The organism is Pseudomonas aegrilactucae, from assembly GCF_019168305.1.
GTDB lineage: Bacteria > Pseudomonadota > Gammaproteobacteria > Pseudomonadales > Pseudomonadaceae > Aquipseudomonas > Aquipseudomonas aegrilactucae.
In genome coordinates this window covers 15,649-40,979 of sequence record NZ_JAHTBI010000042.1, presented here as the reverse complement: position 1 = coordinate 40,979, position 25,331 = coordinate 15,649, and the positions used below count along the sequence as shown (strand labels likewise).

Sequence of the window (25,331 nt, the reverse complement as noted above, 5' to 3'; positions counted from 1 at the left end):
TTTTTTACTGAGCTCCTTCGAACCACGCCAGCTTCTCGCGAAGCTGCACCACCTCACCCACGATCACCAGCGTCGGCGCATGCACTTCATGCTCCGCCACCAGTTGCGGCAAGTTGGCCAGGGTACCGGTGAACACCCGCTGGTTGACCGTCGTGCCCTGCTGCACCAGTGCCGCCGGCGTATCTGCCGCACGGCCATGGCGAATCAGCTCGGCACAGATGGTCGGCAAGCCCACCAGCCCCATGTAGAACACCAGGGTCTGCGCCGGTGACACCAGGTCATCCCACGGCAGGTTGCTGGTGCCGTCCTTGAGATGGCCGGTCACGAAACGCACCGACTGCGCGTAGTCGCGGTGGGTCAGCGGAATACCGGCATACGCCGAACAGCCGCTGGCGGCGGTAATGCCCGGCACCACCTGGAACGGAATGCCCTGCTCGGCCAGCTCTTCGATCTCTTCGCCACCACGGCCGAAGATGAACGGGTCGCCGCCCTTGAGGCGTAACACGCGCTTGCCTTGCTTGGCCAGGTCCACCAGCAGCTGGTTGATCTGGTCTTGCGGCACGCTGTGGTCGGCGCGGCGCTTGCCCACATAGATGCGCTCGGCATCACGCCGGCACAGCTCGATGATCGCAGGCGCCACCAGGCGATCGTACAGCACCACGTCGGCCTGCTGCATAAGGCGCAGCGCACGGAAGGTCAGCAGGTCCGGATCGCCCGGCCCCGCCCCAACCAGGTACACCTCGCCCGAGGTCTGCGGCAACGCGCCATCCACCTTGGCCTGCAACAGGCGCTCGGCTTCGGCGCCCTGCCCGGCCAGCTGGCGCTCGGCAATCGGGCCTTGGAATACATCTTCCCAGAAGCCGCGACGCTGGTTCACGTCCGGGTACAGCTCCTTGACCCGATGGCGAAAGCGCGCGGCCAGGCCCGCCAGCTCGCCATAGGCCGCCGGAATCCAGGTTTCCAGCTTGGCCCGGATCAGGCGGGCCAGCACCGGCGCATCGCCGCCACTGGACACCGCCACCACCAATGGCGAACGGTCGACGATGGCCGGGAAGATCACCGTGCACAGGGCCGGCGCATCCACCACGTTGACCGGCACACAGCGCTGACGCGCATCGGCCGATACCTGGGCGTTGAGCGCCTGGTCATCGGTGGCCGCAATGATCAGCTGGCAACCATCGAGGTCGCTTGGCTGGTAACCACGGGCCAGCGTCTGGCCGCCACTGGTGCGTGCAAGCTCGGCCAACTGCCCTTCGATTTCGGGCGCGACCACGCGCAGTACAGCGCCGGCATCGGCCAGCAGGCGAGACTTGCGCAAGGCAATCTCGCCCCCACCCACGACCAGCACCTGGCTGCCCCGCAGGTTGTGGAACAGCGGCAGGAACTCCATTTAGCCGATGATCTCCAGGCCGCCCATGTAAGGCTTGAGCACCTCAGGCACACGGATCGAACCGTCGGCCTGCTGGTAGTTCTCAAGCACCGCCACCAGGGTACGACCTACAGCCAGGCCCGAACCGTTGAGGGTGTGCACAAGCTCCGGCTTGCCGGTTTCCGGATTGCGCCAGCGCGCCTGCATGCGGCGCGCCTGGAAATCACCGCAGTTGGAGCACGAGGAGATCTCGCGGTACTTGTCCTGGCTCGGCACCCACACTTCGAGGTCGTAGGTTTTCACGGCGCTGAAGCCCATGTCGCCGGTGCACAGCGCCAGTACGCGGTACGGCAGCTCGAGCAGCTGCAATACGCGCTCGGCGTTGGCGGTCAGGCCTTCGAGGGCCTCCATGGATTTGCCCGGCTCGACCACCTGCACCATCTCGACCTTGTCGAACTGGTGCTGGCGGATCATGCCGCGGGTGTCGCGGCCCGACGCGCCGGCTTCGCTACGGAAGCACGGGGTGTGGGCGACGAACTTGATCGGCAACTGCCTGGCATCGACGATCTCGCCGGCCACGATGTTGGTCAGCGACACTTCGGCGGTCGGGATCAGGTAGAAGTCAGCCTCGCCTTCGCGGCTGATCTTGAACAGGTCTTCCTCGAACTTGGGCAACTGGCCGGTGCCTTGCAGCGCCGGAGCCTGTACCAGGTAAGGGGTGTAGGCCTCTTCGTAGCCGTGCTCGGCGGTGTGCAGGTTGATCATGAACTGTGCCAGCGCGCGGTGCAGGCGTGCGATCGGGCCACGCAGCAGGGCAAAGCGTGCGCCCGACAGCTTGGCGGCAGTCTCGAAATCGAGGTAGCCGTTGCGCTCGCCGAGGGCCACGTGGTCCTGGATGGCGAAATCGAAGGCACGCGGGGTGCCCCAGCGGCGTACTTCGACGTTGCCGTCTTCATCTTCACCGACCGGTACGCTGGCGTCCGGCAGGTTGGGGATGGTCAGCAGGATCGAGTCCAGCTCTTCGCGAATGCCATCGAGCTCGACCTTGCCGGCAGCCAGTTCGCCAGCCATGCGCTCGACGTCCGCCATCAGTGGGGCGATGTCCTCGCCCTTGGCCTTGGCCTGGCCGATGGACTTGGAACGGGCGTTACGCTCGGCCTGCAGCTGTTCGGTGCGGGTCTGCACAGACTTGCGGCGCTCTTCAAGTGCTTCGATGCGCGCGACATCCAGGCTGAAGCCACGGGAGGCCAGGCGGTCCGCCACTTCCTGAAGTTGGCCGCGTAACAGTTGGGAATCGAGCATATCGTTTTCTCGTTGGTTCAGAATTTGGTCAAGGACAAGCCGGCCCAGGTGGCGAGCAGGCCACCCACCACGCTGAGCGTGGCGTAGCCGAAGGCCAGTGGGGCTTGCCCGCTTTCGAGCAGGCGCACGGTGTCCATGGAAAAGGATGAAAAGGTCGTCAGGCCGCCAAGGAAGCCGACGATCAGGCCTGCGCGCAGTTCGACCGGCACCAGTGGGCGATGCACAAACAGCCCGTAGAGCAAGCCGATCAGCAGGCAGCCAATCAGGTTGACCGCCAGCGTACCGAGATAGAAGTGGCGTGGCCAGTGCGCATTGACCCAATTGCCCGCGGCAAAGCGCAGCAAGGTGCCGGCAATGCCTCCCGCACTGACGGCGACAACCAGTGCAATCACGGTTTTCTCCGTTGCCGCGGGCTCAACCGGTCGAGTTCGGCCAGGTGGCGCAGCTTCTCGCCGATCTTCAGCTCCAGGCCACGGGGCACGGGCTGGTAGTACTGACGCGGTTGCAGGTCATCCGGAAAATAGTCTTCGCCGGCAGCATAGGCATCGGGCTCGTCATGGGCGTAGCGGTATTCGTCGCCGTAGCCCAACTGCTTCATCAGCTTGGTCGGCGCATTGCGCAGGTGCAGCGGCACTTCCAGCGAGCCATGCTCGGCCGCTTCGCGCAGCGCGGTCTTGAAGCCCATGTACACCGCATTGCTCTTCGGCGCGCAGGCCAGGTAGGTAATGGCCTGGGCCACCGCCAGCTCGCCCTCGGGGCTGCCCAGGCGCTCCTGCACGTCCCAGGCGGCCAGGCACAGGCTCAGCGCACGTGGGTCGGCGTTGCCGATGTCTTCGCTGGCCATGCGCACCACGCGCCGCGCCAGGTACAGCGGGTCGCAGCCGCCGTCGAGCATGCGCGCGAACCAGTACAGCGCGCCGTCGGGGTTGGAGCCACGCACCGACTTGTGCAGCGCAGAGATCTGGTCGTAGAACGCCTCGCCGCCCTTGTCGAAACGCCGGCGAGTGTCGCCCAGCAGGCTTTGCAGCAGCTCCACGCCGATCTCGCTGCCATCTTCGGCAAGGTCCGAGGCGTTTTCCAGCAGGTTGAGCAGGCGCCGGCCATCGCCATCGGCGGCGGCCAGCAGCATCTTGAAGGCTTCAGCGCCAAGCGTCAGCTGGCGCTTGCCCAGGCCCCGTTCTTCGGTGAGAGCACGCTCCACCAGGCGGTGCAGCGCCGCTTCGTCGAGGCTCTTGAGCACGTACACCCGCGCGCGCGACAGCAGTGCGTTGTTGAGCTCGAACGAGGGGTTTTCGGTGGTGGCACCGATGAAAATCAGTGTGCCGTCCTCCACATAGGGCAGGAAGGCATCCTGTTGCGACTTGTTGAAGCGGTGCACTTCATCCACGAACAGGATGGTGCGCCGCCCATACTGGGCCGCCTGCTGCTTGGCGATTTCCACCGCCTGGCGGATCTCCTTGACCCCGGCCAGCACCGCAGAGACGGTCTCGAAGTGCGCCTCGCAGAACTGCGCCAGCAGCCGCGCCAGGGTGGTCTTGCCGACCCCCGGCGGGCCCCAGAAGATCATCGAGTGCAGCGCACCCTGCTCCAGTGCCTCGCGCAGCGGCTTGCCGCGCGCCAGCAGGTGCTGCTGGCCGACGTACTCATCCAGGTTGGCCGGGCGCAGGCGCGCGGCCAGTGGCTGGGCAACGGGGTCACTTCGAAACAGGTCCATGGGCGACGCTACTACCTCTTACTCCGAAATGACGTCTGCGCCTTTCGGGATATCGAACTTGAATTTGCTCGCCGGGATGGCCTCGTTGGCCTTGACCCCGGTGAACAGGATGTTGGTGCGCTGGCCGACGCTGTCGATCAGTTGCATGTCATTCACCAGGCCCTTGCGGAACGACAGGCGCAGCGAATCGAACAGGGTGTCCTTGGTTTTCGGCTTGAGCACGAAATCCATCACGTCACCCTGCTCCTTGGAGGTGATGTCGAAGCTCTGGCTGATTTTCGACACATCGCCCGACAACAGCAAGGCCGGGGTCTCGGTCAGGCGCTGGTCAAGCTTCTTGACGGTCGCCTGCTCCAGGTCCGGGTCCCACAGGGTGACGTTCTTGCCGTCCGATACCACCACCTGCTCGGCCGGTGCATCGGTGTGCCAGTAGAACAGACCAGGGCGCTGCACCGACATCTGGCCGGTGGTCTCCTGCAACTGGGTGCCGCCGCCATCGAGGGTCAGTTGGGAGAAGCGGGCACTGATCGTCTTGGACTTGTCCAGCAACTGGGTCAGGCGCGCGGCATCGGCCTCAGCGGCAAGGGCCGAAGCGCTGGATAGGGCCATGGCGGAAACCAACAGCATGCGAATCAGGCGCATGGAAATCCTCGTTGCAATTATGAAGGGGCCGGCAACCGTCAATGGCCACCGGCAAATTGAATCATCAGTCGCGCATCGGCCCCGGCGCAATCACTTCACGTGAGCCGTTGGTGTTCATGGCCGTGACCACGCCGGCCATTTCCATTGCCTCGATCATGCGCGCGGCGCGGTTGTAGCCGATCTTGAGCTTGCGCTGCACCGCCGAGATGGAAGCACGACGGCTTTCGAGCACGAACTGCACGGCTTCATCGTACAGCGCATCGGTTTCGGCATCGTCGTCACCGCCACCACCCCCGCCGCCGTCGAAGCCGCTGCCGGCCTCTTCGACACCACTGAGGATGTCGTCGTTGTAGTCCGGGGCGCCGCGCAGCTTCCAGGCCTCGACCACGCGGTGCACCTCTTCGTCGGAGACGAACGCGCCGTGTACACGGATCGGCAGGCTGGTGCCAGGTGGCATGTACAGCATGTCACCGTGGCCCAGCAGTTGCTCGGCGCCGCCCTGGTCGATGATGGTACGCGAGTCGATCTTGCTCGATACCTGGAACGCCATGCGGGTCGGGATGTTGGCCTTGATCAGGCCGGTGATCACGTCCACCGACGGGCGCTGCGTGGCCAGGATCAGGTGGATACCGGCTGCCCGCGCCTTCTGGGCGATACGTGCGATCAGCTCTTCGACCTTCTTGCCGACGATCATCATCATGTCGGCGAACTCGTCCACTACCACCACGATGGTCGGCAGGGTCTTGAGCAGCGGCGGCACGTCGTCCATGCTTTCGCGCTTGAACATCGGGTCGTAGATCGGCTCGCCCGCCTCCTCGGCGTCCTTCACCTTGCGGTTGAAGCCGGCCAGGTTACGTACGCCCATGGCGGCCATCAGCTTGTAGCGCCGCTCCATCTCAGCCACGCTCCAGCGCAACGCGTTGGCGGCGTCCTTCATGTCGGTGACCACCGGGCACAGCAGGTGCGGAATGCCTTCGTAGATCGACAGCTCGAGCATTTTCGGGTCGATCATGATCAGCTTGGCGTCTTCGGGGCCGGACTTGAACAGGATCGACAGGATCATCGCGTTCACACCCACCGATTTACCCGAACCGGTGGTACCAGCCACCAGCAGGTGCGGCATCTTGGCCAGGTCGGTGATCACCGGCTTGCCGCCGATGTCATGGCCCAGGGCCATAGTGACCGGCGACTTGGCTTCGTCGTATTGCGGCGACGACAGCACTTCGGAGAAACGCACGATCTGGCGGTCTTCGTTGGGGATCTCGATGCCCACGGTGGTCTTGCCGGGGATCACTTCGACCACGCGCACGCTGGTCACGGCCAGCGAACGCGCCAGGTCCTTGGCCAGGTTGGCGATACGGCTGACCTTCACGCCGGCGGCCGGCTGGATCTCGTAGCGGGTAATCACCGGGCCTGGGTGGATCGAGTCCACCGACACTTCCACGCCGAATTCCTTGAGCTTGATTTCGAGCAGATGGCCTACCCCGGCCAGGGATTCTGGCGAGTAGTTGACCTTCTTCTTCTCGGCCGGGTCGAGGATCGAGATCGGCGGCAGCGTGCCTTCGATGGCGCTGTCGACGAACAGCGGGGTCTGTTTTTCCTTCTGCACGCGCTTGCTGGGCTCCGGCGCCTTGGGCGGGGCCGGCATGATCACCGGCGGCACGTGCTGCTCGCGCTCGGCCACGTGCTTGCTCAGCGCGGTGTCGCGTTCGAGGATGCGTTCCTTGGCCTTGATCTGCTCGCGGCGGTCGGCCACTACAGGCGCGACCACATCGTGCACCTGCTCGTCGACTTCGCGCAGCTGGGCCACCAGGCGCTTGCGCTCGTTGCGCGCGGCCCACCAGCGGTTGGCGGCGCCCTGGAACAGCTCGAACAGGTCCAGGGTAATCTTGCCGGTGATGTCCATGACCTTGAACCACGACAGGTCGGTGAACACAGTCAGGCCAAACAGGAACAGAGCGATGAACATCAGGGTGCTGCCCTGCACGTTCAGGGCGTTCTTGGCCAGGTCACCGAGGCTTTCACCCAGCGCACCGCCCGCCGAGGCCGGCAGGCTGGGGGCCGAATGGAAGTGGATATGCGCCAGCGCCGCGCCCGACAGCACCAGGAACACCAGGCCGATCAGGCGCCATGAGAACAGCCAGCCGCTCCACTGCCAGGGCTGGTGACGCTCGCGGAAGATCTGCCAGGTCTTGATCGCCAGCAGCAACGGGAAAATGTAGGCGAAATAGCCCAGGACCATGAACAGCACGTCGGCAAAGAACGCCCCGGCGCGACCGGCGGCGTTCTGCACCTGCTCGACGTTGCTGGTGTGACTGAAACCCGGGTCGGCCTGGTCGTAGGTCAGCAGGGCCATCCACAGGTACAGGCACAGCGCGCCGATGGCGATCAGTGCACCTTCCTTGAGCCGGTAGTGCAGCTGCTGGCGCCAGAGCGGCTCGGGGCTGGGTGTTGCGGTGGATTTCTTCAAAACGCGTCTATTCCTGCGCTCAATGCGCGTCCAACAGGGGCTGGCCGGTAACGGGGCCAACAAACCACTACTTTTAACATTACTGCCCGCCTGCCGCCATGACGGCACGCCGGAACGAGGCGTAAACGGGGGCCAATTTCCTATACGGCAATTTGAGCACGCATTTTCTTTTGTGACAAAGGCTTATGCGGGGTTTTTGCGTAGTTGGGACAGCATAGTGCAGGTTAAGTTGCGGCGCGCTTGCAGCCGCTTTCGCTGGCAAGCCAGCTCCCACAGGCTCTGCGCTCACGTCAAGCACGCTGCCTGCCCTGTGGGAGCCGGCTTGCCGGCGAAGCTTTTTACAGCGATGCTGACCCACTCCCCTACCCTGCCGCAGTGCGATTGAACGACATGCTGACCTGGCTGAGCCGCAACAACCTGGACTTCCCGCCACTGGAAAAGGCCCTGCACGAGCCCAATGGCCTGCTGGCCGCCGGTGGCGACCTCAGCGCCGAACGCCTGGTGCAGGCCTATCGCCATGGCTGCTTTCCCTGGTACCAGGACAGCCAGCCCATCCTGTGGTGGTCGCCCGACCCGCGCACCGTGCTGTTCCCGGATGAGCTGCACGTGTCGCGCTCGCTGCGCAAGGTACTGCGCCAGGGCCGCTACGAGGTCAGCTTCGACCAGGACTTCGCTGCAGTCATCCAGGCCTGCGCCGCGCCGCGCGACTACGCCGACGGCACCTGGATCACCAACAACATGCAGGCGGCCTACCTCGAGCTGCACCAACAGGGCTTCGCCCATTCGGTGGAGGTTCGTGAAAACGGCGAACTGGTCGGCGGCCTGTATGGCCTGGCCATGGGCCGCCTGTTTTTCGGCGAATCGATGTTCAGCCGCGCCGACAACGCCTCCAAGGTCGGCTTCGTGCACCTGGTGCAGCACCTGAAGGAGGCCGGCGTGGTGCTGATCGACTGCCAGATGCCCACCGACCACCTGCACAGCCTGGGTGCCCGTGCCATCGCCAGGGCCAGCTTCGCCGAGTACCTGCGTGACTACCTCGACCAGCCCGCCAATGCCAGCTGGGTCTGCCGCCAAGCCGTTTGCTAGGCGAGTTTTCATAGCTGGCTTACACTTAAAACAAAAGTACCTCCCGAGGGGTTGATCATGACAGAGTTGGCGCGGCTGAAGTTCTATGCCACTCAACCCCATGCCTGCAGCTACCTGCCTGACGAGCAAGCCACCACGCTGTTCCTCGACCCGAGCCAGCCGATGGACGCCAACGTCTACGCAGACCTGTCGGAAATGGGTTTTCGACGTAGCGGCGACCACCTGTACCGCCCGCACTGCCAGAACTGCAGCGCCTGCGTACCGGCACGCATCCCGGCTGCGCGCTTTACCCCCAACCGTCAGCAGAAGCGCATCATCAAGCGCAATGCCGACCTGGTGGTGACCTCTGCACGCCCCAGCTTCAACGAAGAATACTTCGAGCTGTACCGGCGCTATATCGAGCAGCGCCACGCCGATGGCGACATGTACCCGCCCAGCCGTGACCAGTTCGCCACGTTCCTGGTGCGCGACCTGCCGTTTTCGCGCTTCTACGAGTTCCGCCTGGCCGGCAAGCTGCTGGCGGTGGCAGTCACCGACCTGCTGCCCAACGGCATTTCGGCGGTGTACACCTTCTACGAACCCGAAGAGGAGCGGCGCAGCCTGGGCCGCTTCGCGATCCTGTGGCAGATCAGCGAAACCCTGCGCCTGGGGCTCGAAGCGGTCTACCTCGGGTACTGGATCAAAAACTGCAAAAAGATGAATTACAAGACCCAGTACCGCCCCATCGAGCTGCTGATCAATCAGCGATGGGTCACGCTTAACTGAAACCCTTGGCTTGAACCCCATTTTTCGGGCACAATGCACGCCACTTTTTAGCCTGGCGCAGTTGCACCGGGCCGGCAACTGGACACCGAGGGCTTTACTGCATGTCGAAAGAAGACAGCTTCGAAATGGAAGGCACTGTCGTCGACACCCTGCCCAACACCATGTTCCGCGTGGAGTTGGAAAACGGGCACGTCGTTACCGCGCATATCTCTGGCAAAATGCGCAAGAACTACATCCGTATTCTCACTGGCGACAAGGTCCGCGTCGAACTGACGCCTTACGACCTGAGCAAAGGGCGCATCACCTACCGCGCCCGCTAAACGCTACACACAAAAACGCCCGGCCAATGCCGGGCGTTTTTGTGTGCCTGCTGAAAAGTCCAGCCAGCAAGGCTGGCTCCTACAGGCGTTGCGTAATCCTGCAGGAGCCGGCGCTTCAGGCCATTTCGGCCGTGGTCTCGAAGTCGAACACCAACTCGCCATCGCGCAGGTCGATGTGCACCACACCGCCATGCTCGGCCAGCTCGCCAAACAGGATCTCTTCAGCCAGTGGCCGCTTGATCTTGTCCTGGATAAGCCGCGCCATTGGCCGCGCGCCCATCTGCGCATCGTAGCCACCGGCTGCCAGGTAGCTGCGTGCAGCATCCGAGACCTCCAGCAATACGCGCTTGTCTTCCAGCTGCGCCTGCAGTTCGGTGAGGAACTTGTCGACCACGCTCTTGATCACTTCGTGGCTCAGGCGACCAAACTGGATGATGGTGTCCAGACGGTTGCGGAACTCCGGCGTGAAGCTCTTCTTGATCACTTCCATCGCGTCGGAGGAGTGGTCCTGATGGGTAAACCCGATCGAGGCCCGTGCAGCGGTCTCGGCACCGGCGTTGGTGGTCATGATCACGATCACGTTACGGAAGTCCGCCTTGCGCCCGTTGTTGTCGGTCAGGGTGCCGTGGTCCATCACCTGCAGCAGCAGGTTGAAGACTTCCGGGTGCGCCTTCTCGATCTCATCCAGCAACAGCACGCAGTGCGGCTGCTTGGTGATGGCCTCGGTCAAAAGGCCGCCCTGGTCGAAACCGACATAGCCCGGCGGTGCACCGATCAGGCGCGACACGGTGTGGCGCTCCATGTACTCGGACATGTCAAAGCGTACCAGCTCGACCCCCAGCGCCTTGGCCAGCTGACGCGCGGCCTCGGTCTTGCCAACCCCGGTAGGGCCCGCAAACAGGAACGACCCTACCGGCTTGTCCGGCGCCTTCAGACCCGCACGCGACAGCTTGATGGCAGTGGCCAGCGAGTCGATCGCGGCGTCCTGACCGAACACGGTCAGCTTCAGGTCGCGCTCCAGGTTACGCAACAGCTCCTTGTCGGAACTGGTGACGTGCTTTGGCGGGATACGCGCGATCTTGGCAACGATGTCTTCGACCTGCTGCACCTCGATGCGCTTTACACGCTTCTCGAGCGGCTGCAGGCGCTGGTAGGCACCCGCCTCGTCGATCACATCGATGGCCTTGTCCGGCATGTGCCGATCATTGATGTAGCGCGCTGCGAGCTCGGCAGCGGCACGCAGGGACTCATCGCTGTACTCGATGCTGTGATGGGATTCGAAGCGCCCCTTGAGGCCACGCAGGATACCGATGGTGTCTTCCACCGACGGCTCGCTGACATCGACCTTCTGGAAGCGCCGCGCCAGGGCACGGTCCTTCTCGAAGATGCCGCGAAACTCCTGGAAGGTGGTCGAGCCGATGCAACGGATATCACCCGACGACAACAGCGGCTTGAGCAGGTTGGACGCATCCATCACCCCGCCCGACGCCGCACCGGCACCGATGATGGTATGGATCTCGTCGATGAACAGGATCGCCTGCGGGCGCTTGCGCAGCTCGCCAAGCAGCGCCTTGAAGCGCTTTTCGAAGTCGCCACGGTACTTGGTACCGGCCAGCAGGGCGCCCAGGTCCAGCGAGTAGACCACGCTCTGCGCCAGCAGGTCAGGCACCTGGCCGTCGACGATGCGCTTGGCCAGGCCTTCGGCGATGGCAGTCTTGCCGACACCCGCCTCACCCACCAGCAGCGGGTTGTTCTTGCGGCGACGGGCGAGGATCTGCGCCACGCGCTCCACCTCGGACTCACGCCCGACCAGCGGGTCGATACGCCCCTGGCGTGCCAGCTCGTTGAGGTTGCTGGCATAGGCGTCCAGCGGGTTGCTGGAGGAGGACGTTTCGCCCCCCTCCTCGTCCTGCATGTCCTGCTCGCCGTCCTGGTGTTCGCCATGGCCGGGCACCTTGGAGATGCCGTGGGCGATGTAGTTGACCACGTCGATGCGTGCAACGCTTTGTTGCTTGAGCAGGAATACCGCCTGGCTTTCCTGTTCGCTGAAGATCGCCACCAGCACATTGGCGCCGGTGACTTCACGTTTGCCCGAACTCTGCACGTGGAACACGGCACGCTGAAGCACACGCTGGAAGCCCAGGGTTGGCTGGGTTTCGCGGTCTTCGTCGTGAACCGGGATCAGTGGCGTGGTGGAGTCGATGAACTCCTGCAGGTCGTGCTTGAGCTTGTCGAGGTTGGCTCCACAGGCACGCAAAACGGTTGCGGCGGCCTCATTATCCAACAGCGCCAGCAGAAGGTGTTCGACGGTCATGAACTCATGACGTTTCGAACGGGCCTCCTTGAAGGCCAGATTGAGGGTGACTTCGAGCTCGCGGTTTAACATAGCTTCACCTCATACCCAAGTGGTCGGCGATTAACCGTCCTTCTCGATTTCACAGAGTAGCGGATGCTGGCTTTCCCGGGCGTATTGGTTGACCTGCATGGCCTTGGTCTCGGCGATGTCGCGGGTAAACAATCCGCACACTGCCCGTCCTTCTGTATGGACGGCCAGCATGACCTTGGTCGCCAGCTCGCGATTCAGGTTAAAAAACACCTCGAGCACTTCGACGACGAAATCCATCGGTGTGTAGTCATCGTTGAACAAAACCACCTTGTACATCGGTGGCGCCTGCAGCGCGGGCTTGGCTTCCTGTACCGCCAGGCCAGAGCCATCGTCCTCATGCTGCTGCGGGGAATCCTGATTGAATGTTAGTCGAATCTGGCTATGTGCATGCATGGAAAGAATTTCATCATTTCGGCAAGTTAAGGTTGAATGTTGACCGCTGGGCCGACGCTGGTACGGCCGTCGCCTGACCTTGACTATCGGCAAAACGGTGTTACAACCAATAAGAGCCCACCGTGATCGATAAAGATCCGCGCAGTCAACCAGAATTTTCGCAGGTTCATATGCGGATGGAGTGGATGATACTCCAGTGATGGAGTCCTTTGCAGAGGGATATGAGGATGGCAACCGGCAAAGTCAAGTGGTTCAACAATGCCAAGGGGTACGGCTTCATCAATGAGGAAGGCAAGGACGAGGACCTGTTCGCCCACTACTCCGCCATCAGAATGGACGGCTACAAGACGCTCAAGGCCGGCCAGTTGGTTGCCTTCGATATAATTCAGGGGCCCAAAGGCCTGCATGCGGTAAACATCGGTGCAATCGGTGCAACCGCCATCCACGAGCCCACGAGCGTGGCTTCGACATCGACTGAAGCCTGACCTCAACCGACACAAAAAAACCGGCCAGCCCACCAGGGCTGGCCGGTTTTTTTTCGATGCCTGCCTACATGTGCTTGATCAGCGCCTCGCCAAAGCCTGAGCTCGACACCAGCGTGGCGCCGTCCATCAGGCGCTCGAAATCGTAGGTGACGGTCTTGGCCTTGATCGCCCCATTGGTGCCTTTGATGATCAGATCGGCCGCCTCGGTCCAGCCCAGGTGGCGCAGCATCATTTCCGCCGAGAGGATCACCGAGCCGGGGTTGACCTGGTCCTTGCCCGCGTACTTGGGCGCAGTACCGTGGGTCGCCTCGAACATCGCCACCGTGTCGGACAGGTTGGCGCCCGGCGCAATACCGATGCCGCCCACTTCCGCCGCCAGCGCATCGGACAGGTAATCACCGTTGAGGTTGAGGGTCGCGATCACGTCATATTCGGCGGGGCGCAGCAGGATCTGCTGCAGCATGGCGTCGGCAATGGCGTCTTTTACCACCACCTCGCGCCCGGTCCTGGGGTTCTTGAACTTCATCCACGGGCCGCCATCGAGCAGTTCGGCACCGAATTCGTTCTTCGCCACCTCGTAGCCCCAGTCCTTGAAGGCACCTTCGGTGAATTTCATGATGTTGCCTTTATGCACGATGGTCAGCGACTTGCGGTCGTTATCCACCACATATTGCAGGGCCTTGCGCACCAGGCGCTGGGTGCCTTCCTTGGATACCGGCTTGATGCCGATACCGCAATCCTGGTCGAAACGGATCTTGGTGACGCCCATTTCTTCCTTGAGGAACTTGATGACCTTGTTCGCCTCCGGCGACCCGGCCTTCCATTCGATGCCGGCATAGATGTCTTCGGAGTTCTCGCGAAAGATCACCATGTCGACGTCACCAGGCTTCTTCACCGGGCTCGGCACGCCCTCGAACCACACCACCGGGCGCAGGCACACATAAAGGTCAAGCTGCTGGCGCAGGGCCACGTTGAGCGAGCGGATACCGCCACCGACCGGGGTGGTCAGCGGCCCCTTGATCGACACCACATAGTCTTTCACTGCATCCAGGGTTTCCTGGGGCAGCCAGGTGTCCTGGTCGTAGACCTGGGTGGCCTTCTCGCCGGCATACACCTCCATCCACGAGATCTTGCGCTTGTCGCCGTAGGCCTTCTGGACTGCAGCATCGACCACCTTGATCATTACCGGGCTGACATCGACGCCAATGCCGTCGCCTTCGATAAAAGGAATGATCGGGTTGTCTGGAACATTGAGAGAATGGTCTGCGTTGACGGTGATTTTGTCGCCGACTGCCGGAACCTGGATTTTCTGGTATCCCATGCTGCACTCCGCTTTTTCTGGTTAGTAGGACTTCATGCAATCCCCTGAGCCTAACCCAGTTGAAGGCAGACGCAAACCTCGCCCGAAAAACCGGCATAACCGCGCAAAAAGCTCTACGTCTTTGGTCTAAAAGTGGCTATCCGACATGTTGCCCTTGATGATTACGACCAAGGGTTTGGTATACTGCGCCGGTGACCACAGGGTCACTGGGGGCAACCCGTCTGAATAGAGACTTGCGGCCCCGACAAGACTGGGCTGTTATCGCAGTTCAGCCGTTTGACACTCGACTGATGCAACCCACCATCACCGCCCGGAATCCTCGACTTTCTGCTCATGGATCTGCTTGAGCGAAGCGCCTATCCTGCGCACCACCGAGATTCCGTGCACGCTCAGCAAAACAGAGAGTTAACCCGAATATGCCCACCCGATCCAAGATCATCTATACCTTCACCGACGAAGCCCCCGCCCTCGCCACCTACTCACTGCTGCCTATCGTCGAAGCCTTCACCGCTACTGCCGACATTGCCGTCGAAACCCGCGATATCTCGCTGGCCGGCCGTATCCTTTCTGCCTTCCCCGAACAGCTCGGCGCCGACAAGCAAGTGGCCGACCATCTGGCAGAACTGGGCCAACTGGCAACCACGCCTGAAGCCAATATCATCAAGCTGCCGAACATCAGTGCTTCGGTGCCACAACTGAAAGCCGCGATCCAGGAACTGCAAGCCAAGGGCTTCAACATTCCTGACTACCCGGACACCATCGCCAGCGACGCCGACAAAGAAGCCCGCGCTCGCTACGACCGCATCAAGGGCAGCGCCGTGAACCCGGTACTGCGCGAGGGCAACTCCGACCGTCGCGCCCCGCTGTCGGTCAAGAACTACGCACGCAAGCACCCGCACAAGATGGGCGCCTGGGCTGCCGACTCCAAGTCGCACGTGGCCCACATGAGCAACGGCGACTTCTACGGCAGCGAAAAAGCCGCCCTGATCGAAGCCGATGACAGCCTGCGCATCGAACTGCTGGCCAAAGACGGCTCCACCACCGTCCTGAAAGAAAAGACCGCGGTCAAGGCCGGCGAAATCGTCGACTGCGCCGTGCTCAGCACCAAGGCGCTGCGCAGCTTCATCGCTGCCCAGATCGACGAGGCCAAGGCCCAGGGTGTACTGCTGTCGGTTCACCTGAAGGCCACCATGATGAAGGTCTCCGACCCGATCATGTTCGGCCAGATCGTCGCCGAGTACTACAAGGACGCGCTGACCAAGCACGCCGCCGTACTGGAGCAGGTCGGTTTCAACCTGAACAACGGTATCGGTGACCTGTACGCCCGCATCAAGGCCCTGCCGGCCGAGCAGCAGGCGCAGATCGAAGCCGATGTCCAGGCCGTCTACGCCGTGCGTCCAGCGCTGGCGATGGTCAACTCCGACAAGGGCATCACCAACCTGCACGTGCCGAGCGACGTCATCGTCGACGCCTCGATGCCGGCGATGATCCGCGACTCGGGCAAGATGTGGAACACCGAAGGCCAGCTGCAAGACACCAAGGCCGTGATCCCGGATCGCTGCTACGCCACCATCTACCAGGCGGTGATCGAAGACTGCAAGCAATACGGCGCCTTCGACCCTACCACCATGGGCAGCGTGCCGAACGTTGGCCTGATGGCGCAGAAAGCCGAAGAGTACGGCTCGCACGACAAGACCTTCCAGGCCAAGGTTGACGGCGTGATCCGCGTGGTCGACGGCAAGGGCAACCTGCTGCTGTCGCAGGACGTCGAAGCCGGCGACATCTTCCGCATGTGCCAGACCAAGGACGCGCCGATCCAGGACTGGGTCAAACTGGCCGTCAACCGCGCTCGCGCCAGCGCCACCCCAGCCATCTTCTGGCTCGACCCGCAACGCGCCCACGACGGCGTGCTGATCGAGAAGGTCCAGAAGTACCTGAAAGACCACGACACCGCTGGCCTGGACATCCGTGTCCTGTCGCCTGTCGAGGCCATGAAGGTATCGCTGGAGCGCATCCGCGCCGGCAAGGACACCATCTCGGTAACCGGCAACGTGCTGCGCGACTACCTGACCGACCTGTTCCCGATCATGGAGCTGGGCACCAGCGCCAAGATGCTTTCGATCGTACCGCTGATGAACAACGGCGGCCTGTTCGAGACCGGCGCCGGCGGCTCGGCACCCAAGCACGTGCAACAGCTGGTGGAAGAGAACTTCCTGCGCTGGGATTCGCTGGGCGAGTTCCTGGCCCTGGCCGCTTCGCTGGAGCACCTGAGCACCGCGTACGCCAACCCGAAAGCCAAGGTACTGGCTGCGACCCTGGACCAGGCCACCGGCCAGTTCCTGGACAACAACAAGTCCCCTGCGCGCAAGGTTGGCAGCATCGACAACCGTGGCAGCCACTTCTACCTGACCCTGTACTGGGCCCAGGCACTGGCTGCCCAGACCGACGACGCTGCCCTGCAGGCGCGCTTCGCACCGCTGGCCAAGGCCCTGACCGAGAACGAAGCGACCATCGTCGCCGAGCTCAACGCGGTTCAAGGCAAGCCAGTGGAAATCGGTGGTTACTACTACCCCGATGCCGAGCTGACGGCCAAGGCGATGCGCCCGAGCCAGACCTTCAACAGCGCGGTTGCCGCGCTGTAAGGTTGGCTTGACGTAACATCGGAAGCCCCGGCCACGCACCGGGGCTTTCGCTTTTCTGGAATCCGGCGGCGCGCCCTTCGCTGGCAAGCCAGCTCCCACAAGGTTCTGCGGTGCATGCAAAACCCTGTGAGAGCTGGCTTGCCAGCGAAGAGGCCGTAAAAAGCAATACAGGAGCACCTGCATGACCTGGCAACCCCACATCACCGTCGCCACCATCGTCGAAGACAACGGCCGCTTCCTGCTGGTCGAGGAATTCAAGGCCGGCAAGCACGTCCTCAACCAGCCTGCCGGCCACCTCGAAGCCAACGAAACCCTGCTGGAGGCCGCCCTGCGCGAAACCCTCGAAGAAACCGCCTGGGACGTCGAGCTCACTGGCATCGTCGGCATCTACCTGTACACCGCCCCCAGCAACGGCGTGACCTACCAGCGCATCTGCTTTGCCGCGCGCCCGCTCGGGCACCATCCCGAACGCGCACTGGACACCGATATCGTGCGCACCGCATGGCTGACCCGTGACGAACTGCTGGCCGACCCCGAACGCTGGCGCAGCGAGCTGGTACCCCAATGCATCGATGACTACCTGGCTGGCCCGCTGCACAGCCTGAGCCTGATCCGCAATTGAAACTGCGCATTTCGCCTTGCGCGACACAGCCTGATAGAATCGTCGTCTTTTTCCAGATACACAGCCGGTACCTATGACCAGTCCAGCACTTTACGAACCCGAAAAGACACGCGTCATCGTCGGCATGTCCGGCGGCGTGGACTCTTCCGTCTCCGCCCTTCTGCTGATGGAGCAGGGCTACCAGGTGGAAGGCCTGTTCATGAAGAACTGGGAAGAGGACGACGGCACCGAGTACTGCACCGCCCGTGAGGACCTGGCCGACGCCCAGGCCGTATGCGACCGCATCGGCATCAAGCTGCACACTGCCAACTTCGCTGCCGAGTACTGGGACCACGTGTTCGAGCACTTCCTGGAAGAGTACAAGGCCGGCCGCACGCCCAACCCCGATATCCTCTGCAACCGCGAAATCAAGTTCAAGGCGTTCCTCGACTACGCCCTGATGCTCGGTGCCGACCTGATCGCCACCGGCCACTACGTTCGCCGTCGCGATATCGACGGGCGTACCGAACTGCTCAAGGGCCTGGACCCGAACAAGGACCAGAGCTACTTCCTGCATGCTGTGGGCGGCGAGCAGATCGCCCGCACGCTGTTCCCGGTCGGTGAGCTGGAAAAGCCCGAAGTGCGCGCCATTGCCGAGAAACACGGGCTGGCCACAGCGAAGAAGAAAGACTCCACCGGCATCTGCTTTATCGGCGAACGACGCTTCAGCGACTTCCTCAAGCAATACCTGCCAGCACAACCGGGCGAGATCCAGACCACCGTGGGCGAGGTCATCGGCCAGCACCACGGCCTGATGTACCACACCATCGGCCAGCGTCAGGGCCTGGGCATCGGCGGGCTCAAGGATGCCAGTGACGAGCCGTGGTACGTATTGCAGAAGGACCTCACCCGCAACGTGCTGGTGGTGGGCCAGGGCAACGAGCACCCATGGCTGTTCTCGCGCGCCCTGCTTGCGTCGGAAATCTTCTGGGTCAACCCCGTCGACCTCTCCGGCCCGCGCCGCCTGACGGCCAAGGTGCGTTACCGCCAGAGCGACCAGCACTGCACGCTGGAACGCACCGAGAACGGCTACCGCGCCGTGTTCGACGAACCGCAGCGCGCAGTCACCCCGGGCCAGTCGGTGGTGTTCTATGACGGTGAAATCTGCCTGGGCGGCGGCGTGATCGAAGTGGCCGAGCCATGGAGCAGCCACTGATGAATCAGATGCAGGAGCAACTGATTGCGCTGGGCGGGGTGTTTCAGGCCGCCGTACTGGTCGACCGCATTGCCCGCACCGGCCAGGCCAGCGAGGCCGACCTTGGCTGCATGCTGGGCAGCCTGCTGGTGCGCGACCCCAAGGACACCCTTGAGGTGTTCGGCGGCGACGACCTGAACCTCAAGGATGGCTACCGCGCCCTGGCCAGCGCACTGGAGCGCGATCCCGGCAGCCTGCAGCGCGAGCCCCTGCGCTATGCGCTGTCGATGCTGGGCCTGGAGCGCCAACTGGCCAAGCGTGGCGACATGCTCGACACCATCGGCAAGCGCCTGCCACAGATCCAGTCCCAGGCCGACCATTTCGGCCTGGTACACGAAAACGTGATCGCCTCCAGCGGCGCGCTGTACCAGGACACCCTGAGCACCCTGCGCCAACGTATCCAGGTGCATGGCGACATGCGCAACCTGCAGCAGCCCAACAATGCCTCGAAAATCCGCGCCCTGCTGCTGGCCGGCATTCGCGCGGCACGCCTGTGGCGCCAGCTGGGCGGCCATCGCTGGCAGTTGGTGATCAGCCGGCGCAAGCTGCTCAAGGAGCTGTACCCGATGCTACGCGGCTGACCTTTTGTCACCCTCAAAACCCGGGCGCGTTTTTCATGTATGATATGCGCCCTTTTCGTTGCCCGACTGTCCGAGAACACCCCATGCAGCTTTCCTCGCTCACTGCGGTTTCCCCTGTTGACGGCCGCTACGCCGGCAAAACCCAGGCCCTGCGCCCTATTTTCAGCGAATACGGCCTGATCCGTTTCCGCGCCCTGGTTGAGGTTCGCTGGCTCCAGCGCCTGGCCGCTCACCCGCAGATCGCTGAAGTTCCGGCGTTTTCTGCCGAAGCCAACGCGGTGCTCAATGCCCTGGCCGACGACTTCGCCCTCGAGCACGCCGAGCGCGTCAAAGAGATCGAGCGCACCACCAACCACGACGTCAAGGCCATCGAATACCTGCTCAAGGAGCAGGCCGCCAAGCTGCCAGAGCTGGCCAAGGTCAGCGAGTTCATTCACTTTGCCTGCACCAGCGAGGACATCAACAACCTGTCCCACGGCCTGATGCTGCGCGAAGGTCGCGACACCGTGCTGCTGCCGCTGATGCGCCAGATCGCCGAGTCGATCCGTGAGCTGGCCCACCGCTTCGCCGACGTGCCGATGCTGTCGCGCACCCACGGCCAGCCAGCCTCGCCGACCACCCTGGGCAAAGAGCTGGCCAACGTGGTGTATCGCCTGGAGCGCCAGATCGCCCAGGTAGCCGCTGTGCCGCTGCTGGGCAAGATCAACGGCGCCGTAGGCAACTACAACGCCCACCTGTCGGCCTACCCGCAGATCGACTGGGAAGCCAACGCCCGCGCCTTCATCGAAGACGAGCTGGGCCTGGAGTTCAACCCGTACACCACCCAGATCGAGCCGCACGACTACATTGCCGAGCTGTTCGACGCGATTGCCCGCTTCAACACCATCCTGATCGACTTCGATCGTGATATCTGGGGCTACATCTCGCTGGGCTACTTCAAGCAGCGCACCATTGCCGGCGAAATCGGTTCCTCGACCATGCCGCACAAGGTCAACCCGATCGACTTCGAAAACTCCGAAGGCAACCTGGGCATCGCCAACGCACTGTTCCAGCACCTGGCCAGCAAGTTGCCGATCTCGCGCTGGCAGCGCGACCTGACCGACTCCACCGTGCTGCGCAACCTGGGCGTCGGTTTCGCCCACAGCGTGATCGCCTACGAGGCGAGCCTCAAAGGCATCAGCAAGCTGGAAATCAACGAAGCGCGTATCGCCGAAGACCTGGACGCCTGCTGGGAAGTCCTGGCCGAGCCGATCCAGACCGTGATGCGCCGCTACGACATCGAAAACCCGTACGAGAAGCTCAAAGAGCTGACCCGCGGCAAAGGTATCAGCCCTGAAGCGCTGTTAACCTTCATCGATGGCCTGGACATGCCGGCCGAAGCCCGCGCCGAACTGAAGAAGCTGACCCCGGCCAACTACATCGGTAACGCTGCGGCACAAGCCAAACGCATCTGATTCACCCCCGCGTTTTGACGCCCGGCTTAGCCGGGCGTTTTTATTGCTGAAAGAAAATTACTTTTTTTCAATAGGTTACACATGAATCCTGATACACCACTTCAGTTGCTGGGCGGCCTGACTGCCCGCGAATTCCTGCGCGATTACTGGCAGAAGAAGCCCTTGCTGGTTCGCCAGGCCTTCCCCGACTTCGAAAGCCCGATCGACGCCGACGAACTGGCTGGCCTGTCGCTGGAAGAAGAAGTCGAAGCGCGCCTGGTCATCGAACATGGCGAGCGCCCGTGGGAGCTGCGCCGCGGGCCGTTCAACGATGACACCTTCAGCACTCTGCCGGAACGCGACTGGACCCTGCTGGTCCAGGCCGTCGACCAGTTCGTGCCGGAAGTCGCCGAGCTGCTGGAGAACTTCCGCTTCCTGCCAAGCTGGCGCATCGACGATGTGATGATCAGCTTTGCCGCCCCCGGTGGCAGCGTTGGTCCGCACTTCGACAACTACGACGTATTCCTGCTGCAAGGCCAGGGCAAGCGCAACTGGAAGATCGGTCAGATGTGCGACAGCGACAGCCCGCTGATCGAGCACGCCGACCTGCGCATCCTCGCCGATTTCGAGCAGACCGACGAGTGGACCCTGGAACCGGGCGACATGCTCTACCTGCCGCCGCGCCTGGCCCACTACGGCATCGCCGAAGACGACTGCCTGACCTACTCGGTGGGCTTCCGTGCGCCGAGTGCGGCTGAAGTGCTGACCCACTTCACCGACTTCCTCAGCCAGTTCCTGCCGGACGAAGAGCGCTACAGCGATGCCGACGCCCAGCCGGTGAGCGACCCGCACCAGATCCAGCACGACGCCCTGGACCGCCTCAAGGGCCTGCTGGCCGAGCACATGAGCGACGAGCGCCTGCTGCTGACCTGGTTCGGCCAGTTCATGACCGAGCCACGCTACCCGGAAATGGTGGCGGGCGAAGCCTTGAGCGAAGAAGAGCTGGTTGATGCGCTGGAACAGGGTGCACTGCTGATCCGCAACCCGAGTGCGCGCCTGGCCTGGTCGGAAGTCGACGACAACCTGCTGTTGTTCGCCAGCGGCCAGAGCCGCTTGCTGCCGGGCGAGCTGCGCGACCTGCTGAAGCTGATCTGCGCCGCCGACGCGCTGCACGTCGAAAACCTGGCGCAGTGGCTGGGCGACGAGAATGGCGTTACCCTGATCTGCGAGCTGGTCAAGCAAGGAAGCCTGGGGTTTGCCAATGAATAAGATCAAGGTCCGCCTGGCCGACTGGCAGAAAGACAACGCCGACATCCGGCGCATCCGCGAAGCGGTGTTCATCGCTGAGCAGAACGTGCCGCCGGAGCTGGAGTGGGATGCCGACGACAACGTCGCCGTGCATTTCCTGGCCATGGAAGACGACTACGCCATCGGTACCGCGCGTCTGCTGCAGGACGGCCAGATCGGCCGCGTGTCGGTGCTCAAGGACTGGCGCGGGCTGAAGGTCGGCGACGCACTGATGCATGCGGCGATCGTCGAGGCGCAGAATCGCGACCTCAGCCAGCAAAAACTGACGGCGCAGGTGCATGCCACGGCGTTCTACGAGCGCCTGGGTTTCAAGGTGGTCAGCGAAGAATTCCTCGAGGCGGGCCTGCCGCACGTGGAGATGGTGCGCGACTCCAAGGCCATCGCCTGACCCCAACCGCTTCGCTGGCAAGCCAGCTCCCACAATGGGATCAGTGATCTGAAGATGCTCACTGTACCGGTGGGCGCTGGCTTGCCAGCGAAGAGGCCAGCACAGTCGCTACAAATTTGCCATCATGTCCACTCCACCCGCGGAGACCATGGACATGCCGCTACGCCCCCTGCTCGCTTCCCTGCTTCTGTCGTTCAGCCTCAGCGCGCTGGCCGCCACCGAAGTCCTGCCGCTGAACCATCGCACCAGCGCCGAACTGCTGCCCACCGCACAAGCCTTCATCGGCAAGGACGGCAGCGTCAGCACGTTCGAGAACAAACTGATCGTGAATGCCGAACCCGGCAAGATCGATGAACTGCGCACCTTGCTGCAGCAACTCGACACCGCCCCCAAGCGCCTGCTGATCAGCGTCGACAACAACGACAGCAACTTCCAGGACAACCGCGGCAATGCGCGGGTGATTCGCTATGGCACCGCCAACCGCGAAGGCGGCCTGCAACAGGTTCAAGCCAGCGAAGGCACGCCAGCGCTGATCCAGGTCGGCCAGAGCATCCCCATCACCACGACCCAGACCGACACCTACGGCCGCGCGCAGAGCAACACCGAGTACCGCAACGTCACCCAGGGCTTCTACGTCACCGCCAGCGTCTCCGGCGAGACCGTGCACCTGAACATCAGCACCAACAATGACCGGATGAGCCAGGAACGCCCCGATGTAGTGGACGTGCAAAGCACCGACACAAAGGTCACCGGCAAGCTGGGCGAGTGGATCACCCTGGCAGGGGTAAACGGTCAAAGTCAGTCCGAACGCAGTGCTTCGGCACTCAGTTACTCCACCCAGCGCGGTGAAAACATGACTTTACGGGTAAAAGTCGACGCAGTGGACTGACCCCGCGCAAATCAAGGCCTCGACCAAAGGCCTCGAAACTGACTGATGAGTCGTATTAGACCAAAGATGTAGTGAGGCAAAAAAAGCACTACAAAACATTTGACGCCCTCAGAACAGGGAGGCATGATGGCCCCGCTCCCGCTAATCAGGGGCCCTGGCAAGGGCCTTCGCGTCGCGCTCTGACCTACCCGACTTGAGCCGATGCGTGTCTGTACAGCCCACAAGGCAGTTTGACGAGATTGCGACTGGAACGAAGTTGTCCCGAGGGACGGAAGCGCACTACACGGTATACGGCACAGCCTGTTCGACGCAGCACGGCAACCACGAGCCAACCTGCCCGACGACGACGCCAAGGACCCGCTCACTTCCCCCTTCGAGCCCCATCGTTCACCGTCGCCATTTCGCCTGCGACCAACCGCCAGTGCTTCTGATCAGCGAGCAATCGGAGCTGCCCCTGTACTGAACAGCGCAGCCGACAGAGCGAACATTTTTTACCGACCTATGCGACGAGGTTTACTTTCATGGCACTGACACGCGAACAGCAAATTGCAGCCCTCGAAAAAGACTGGGCCGAGAACCCACGCTGGAAAGGCGTGACCCGTACCTACTCTGCCGCTGATGTCGTTCGTCTGCGTGGCTCGGTGCAACCTGAGCACACCCTGGCCCGCATGGGTGCCGAGAAGCTGTGGAACCTGGTCACCAAAGGTGCCCACCCTTCGTTCCGCCCTGAAAAAGATTTCGTCAACTGCATGGGCGCCCTGACCGGCGGCCAGGCCGTTCAACAGGTCAAGGCCGGCATCCAGGCCATCTACCTGTCCGGCTGGCAAGTGGCTGCCGACAACAACTCGGCCGAGTCCATGTACCCCGACCAGTCGCTGTACCCGGTGGACTCCGTGCCAACCGTGGTCAAGCGCATCAACAACTCGTTCCGCCGCGCCGACCAGATCCAGTGGAAAGCCGGCAAGAACCCGGGCGATGACGGCTACATCGATTACTTCGCACCGATCGTGGCAGACGCCGAAGCCGGTTTCGGCGGCGTGCTCAACGCCTACGAGCTGATGAAGAACATGATCGAGGCAGGCGCTGCCGGCGTGCACTTCGAAGACCAGCTGGCCTCGGTGAAAAAGTGCGGCCACATGGGCGGCAAGGTACTGGTACCGACCCAGGAAGCCGTACAGAAGCTCAGCGCTGCCCGCCTGGCGGCCGACGTTGCCGGTGTACCGACCATCATCCTGGCCCGTACCGACGCCAACGCCGCCGACCTGCTGACCAGCGACTGCGACCCGTACGACCAGCCGTTCGTGATCGGCGAGCGTACGCCTGAAGGCTTCTACAAGGTACGTGCCGGCCTGGACCAGGCAATTGCCCGCGGCCTGGCGTACGCCCCCTATGCCGACCTGATCTGGTGTGAAACTGCCAAGCCGGACCTGGACGAAGCGCGCCGCTTTGCCGAAGCGATCAAGAAGGAGTACCCGGACCAGATCCTGTCGTACAACTGCTCGCCTTCCTTCAACTGGAAGAAGAACCTGGACGACGCGACCATTGCCAAGTTCCAGCGCGAGCTGTCGGCCATGGGCTACAAGCACCAGTTCATCACCCTGGCCGGCATCCACAACATGTGGCACGGCATGTTCAACCTGGCGCACGACTACGCCCGCAACGACATGACCGCCTACGTGAAGCTGCAGGAGCAGGAATTCGCCGACGCCTCCAAAGGCTACACCTTCGTGGCGCACCAGCAGGAAGTGGGCACTGGCTACTTCGACGACATGACCACCGTGATCCAGGGTGGCAAGTCTTCGGTCACCGCCCTGACTGGCTCGACGGAAGAAGAGCAGTTCCACTGATCGGCTGATCGATGGTGACATTCGGGTAACGCAAGACCCGGGGCCTGTGATGGGGCCCCGGGTTTTGTGCTTATGACCCGCGATGGTGCCTGCAAACTCGGCGCAAGGCTTCCCTATTCCACCCGATTGGCTAT

Annotated in this window: 22 protein-coding genes; 13 read left to right on the top strand and 9 right to left on the bottom strand. The window is 62.7% G+C overall.

Annotated elements, in window-relative coordinates; all coding sequences use genetic code 11:
• Positions 1–4: 4 nt before the first annotated feature.
• The 6 genes from cysG to ftsK all read right to left on the bottom strand — a co-directional run bounded on the left by cysG (position 5) and on the right by ftsK (position 7,497).
• Positions 5–1,390 (bottom strand): siroheme synthase CysG, encoded by a 1,386-nt coding sequence (gene cysG, locus KUO17_RS12610; RefSeq protein WP_217975889.1) that lies wholly within the window; start codon positions 1,388–1,390, stop codon positions 5–7.
• The gene (serS, locus tag KUO17_RS12605) at positions 1,391–2,671 is read right to left on the bottom strand and encodes a serine--tRNA ligase (protein WP_217975888.1); all 1,281 of its coding nucleotides are present in this window, start codon (positions 2,669–2,671) and stop codon (positions 1,391–1,393) included.
• Positions 2,672–2,688: 17 nt separating this feature from the next.
• A complete protein-coding gene (gene crcB / locus KUO17_RS12600) occupies positions 2,689–3,063 on the bottom strand; it encodes a fluoride efflux transporter CrcB (protein WP_217975887.1) in 375 nt (124 codons plus the stop codon).
• Positions 3,060–4,385, bottom strand: a complete 1,326-nt coding sequence (locus KUO17_RS12595; RefSeq protein WP_217975886.1) for a replication-associated recombination protein A — start codon at positions 4,383–4,385, stop codon at positions 3,060–3,062. Before KUO17_RS12595 ends, crcB begins: the two co-directional genes overlap by 4 nt.
• A gap of 18 nt (positions 4,386–4,403) precedes the next feature.
• On the bottom strand, positions 4,404–5,027 hold the full coding sequence (gene lolA, locus KUO17_RS12590) for an outer membrane lipoprotein periplasmic chaperone LolA (protein WP_217975885.1): 624 nt from the start codon (positions 5,025–5,027) through the stop codon (positions 4,404–4,406).
• Between the two features lie 64 nt (positions 5,028–5,091).
• A complete protein-coding gene (gene ftsK, locus KUO17_RS12585) occupies positions 5,092–7,497 on the bottom strand; it encodes a DNA translocase FtsK (protein WP_217975884.1) in 2,406 nt (801 codons plus the stop codon).
• 390 nt (positions 7,498–7,887) lie between these two features.
• Here ftsK and aat point away from each other — a divergent pair, with 390 nt between their 5' ends.
• From aat to infA, 3 genes are all read left to right on the top strand, one after another.
• Positions 7,888–8,583, top strand: a complete 696-nt coding sequence (gene aat, locus KUO17_RS12580) for a leucyl/phenylalanyl-tRNA--protein transferase (protein WP_217975883.1) — start codon at positions 7,888–7,890, stop codon at positions 8,581–8,583.
• 57 nt (positions 8,584–8,640) lie between these two features.
• Positions 8,641–9,348: an arginyltransferase gene (locus KUO17_RS12575; RefSeq protein WP_217975882.1), complete on the top strand. Its 708-nt coding sequence runs from the start codon at positions 8,641–8,643 to the stop codon at positions 9,346–9,348.
• Positions 9,349–9,449: 101 nt separating this feature from the next.
• Positions 9,450–9,668 (top strand): translation initiation factor IF-1, encoded by a 219-nt coding sequence (gene infA / locus KUO17_RS12570; protein ID WP_002553999.1) that lies wholly within the window; start codon positions 9,450–9,452, stop codon positions 9,666–9,668.
• 115 nt (positions 9,669–9,783) lie between these two features.
• Here infA and clpA read toward each other — a convergent pair whose 3' ends face one another.
• Together clpA and clpS are read right to left on the bottom strand one after the other, a co-directional pair.
• Positions 9,784–12,054, bottom strand: a complete 2,271-nt coding sequence (clpA, locus tag KUO17_RS12565) for an ATP-dependent Clp protease ATP-binding subunit ClpA (protein WP_217975881.1) — start codon at positions 12,052–12,054, stop codon at positions 9,784–9,786.
• Between the two features lie 30 nt (positions 12,055–12,084).
• The gene (gene clpS, locus KUO17_RS12560) at positions 12,085–12,447 is read right to left on the bottom strand and encodes an ATP-dependent Clp protease adapter ClpS (protein ID WP_163943324.1); all 363 of its coding nucleotides are present in this window, start codon (positions 12,445–12,447) and stop codon (positions 12,085–12,087) included.
• A gap of 227 nt (positions 12,448–12,674) precedes the next feature.
• Between clpS and cspD the strand changes: the two genes are divergently transcribed.
• Positions 12,675–12,932 (top strand): cold shock domain-containing protein CspD, encoded by a 258-nt coding sequence (cspD, locus tag KUO17_RS12555; RefSeq protein WP_217975880.1) that lies wholly within the window; start codon positions 12,675–12,677, stop codon positions 12,930–12,932.
• A 64-nt stretch (positions 12,933–12,996) separates the two neighbouring features.
• Here the strand turns inward: cspD and icd are convergent, their stop codons facing one another.
• The gene (icd, locus tag KUO17_RS12550) at positions 12,997–14,253 is read right to left on the bottom strand and encodes an NADP-dependent isocitrate dehydrogenase (protein WP_217975879.1); all 1,257 of its coding nucleotides are present in this window, start codon (positions 14,251–14,253) and stop codon (positions 12,997–12,999) included.
• 416 nt (positions 14,254–14,669) lie between these two features.
• Here icd and KUO17_RS12545 point away from each other — a divergent pair, with 416 nt between their 5' ends.
• The 9 genes from KUO17_RS12545 (at position 14,670) to aceA (ending at position 25,197) form a co-directional block, all read left to right on the top strand.
• Complete coding sequence (locus tag KUO17_RS12545; RefSeq protein WP_217975878.1) at positions 14,670–16,895, top strand: NADP-dependent isocitrate dehydrogenase; 2,226 nt, start codon at positions 14,670–14,672, stop codon at positions 16,893–16,895.
• A gap of 181 nt (positions 16,896–17,076) precedes the next feature.
• Positions 17,077–17,517, top strand: coding sequence for an NUDIX hydrolase (locus tag KUO17_RS12540; protein WP_217975877.1), 441 nt, complete (start codon positions 17,077–17,079; stop codon positions 17,515–17,517).
• Between the two features lie 73 nt (positions 17,518–17,590).
• Entirely contained in the window at positions 17,591–18,712 is a 1,122-nt protein-coding gene (gene mnmA / locus KUO17_RS12535) for a tRNA 2-thiouridine(34) synthase MnmA (protein WP_217975876.1), read from the top strand.
• The gene (hflD, locus tag KUO17_RS12530) at positions 18,712–19,332 is read left to right on the top strand and encodes a high frequency lysogenization protein HflD (RefSeq protein ID WP_163951366.1); all 621 of its coding nucleotides are present in this window, start codon (positions 18,712–18,714) and stop codon (positions 19,330–19,332) included. The genes mnmA and hflD overlap by 1 nt, the downstream gene beginning before the upstream one ends.
• A gap of 83 nt (positions 19,333–19,415) precedes the next feature.
• A complete protein-coding gene (purB, locus tag KUO17_RS12525) occupies positions 19,416–20,786 on the top strand; it encodes an adenylosuccinate lyase (RefSeq protein WP_217975875.1) in 1,371 nt (456 codons plus the stop codon).
• Between the two features lie 81 nt (positions 20,787–20,867).
• Positions 20,868–22,034 (top strand): ribosomal protein uL16 3-hydroxylase, encoded by a 1,167-nt coding sequence (locus tag KUO17_RS12520; RefSeq protein ID WP_217975874.1) that lies wholly within the window; start codon positions 20,868–20,870, stop codon positions 22,032–22,034.
• Positions 22,027–22,461, top strand: a complete 435-nt coding sequence (locus KUO17_RS12515) for a GNAT family N-acetyltransferase (protein WP_217975873.1) — start codon at positions 22,027–22,029, stop codon at positions 22,459–22,461. The genes KUO17_RS12520 and KUO17_RS12515 overlap by 8 nt, the downstream gene beginning before the upstream one ends.
• A gap of 154 nt (positions 22,462–22,615) precedes the next feature.
• The gene (locus KUO17_RS12510; protein WP_255263556.1) at positions 22,616–23,350 is read left to right on the top strand and encodes a secretin N-terminal domain-containing protein; all 735 of its coding nucleotides are present in this window, start codon (positions 22,616–22,618) and stop codon (positions 23,348–23,350) included.
• Between the two features lie 521 nt (positions 23,351–23,871).
• A complete protein-coding gene (gene aceA, locus KUO17_RS12505; RefSeq protein ID WP_163944908.1) occupies positions 23,872–25,197 on the top strand; it encodes an isocitrate lyase in 1,326 nt (441 codons plus the stop codon).
• The last annotated feature ends 134 nt before the right edge of the window (positions 25,198–25,331 follow it).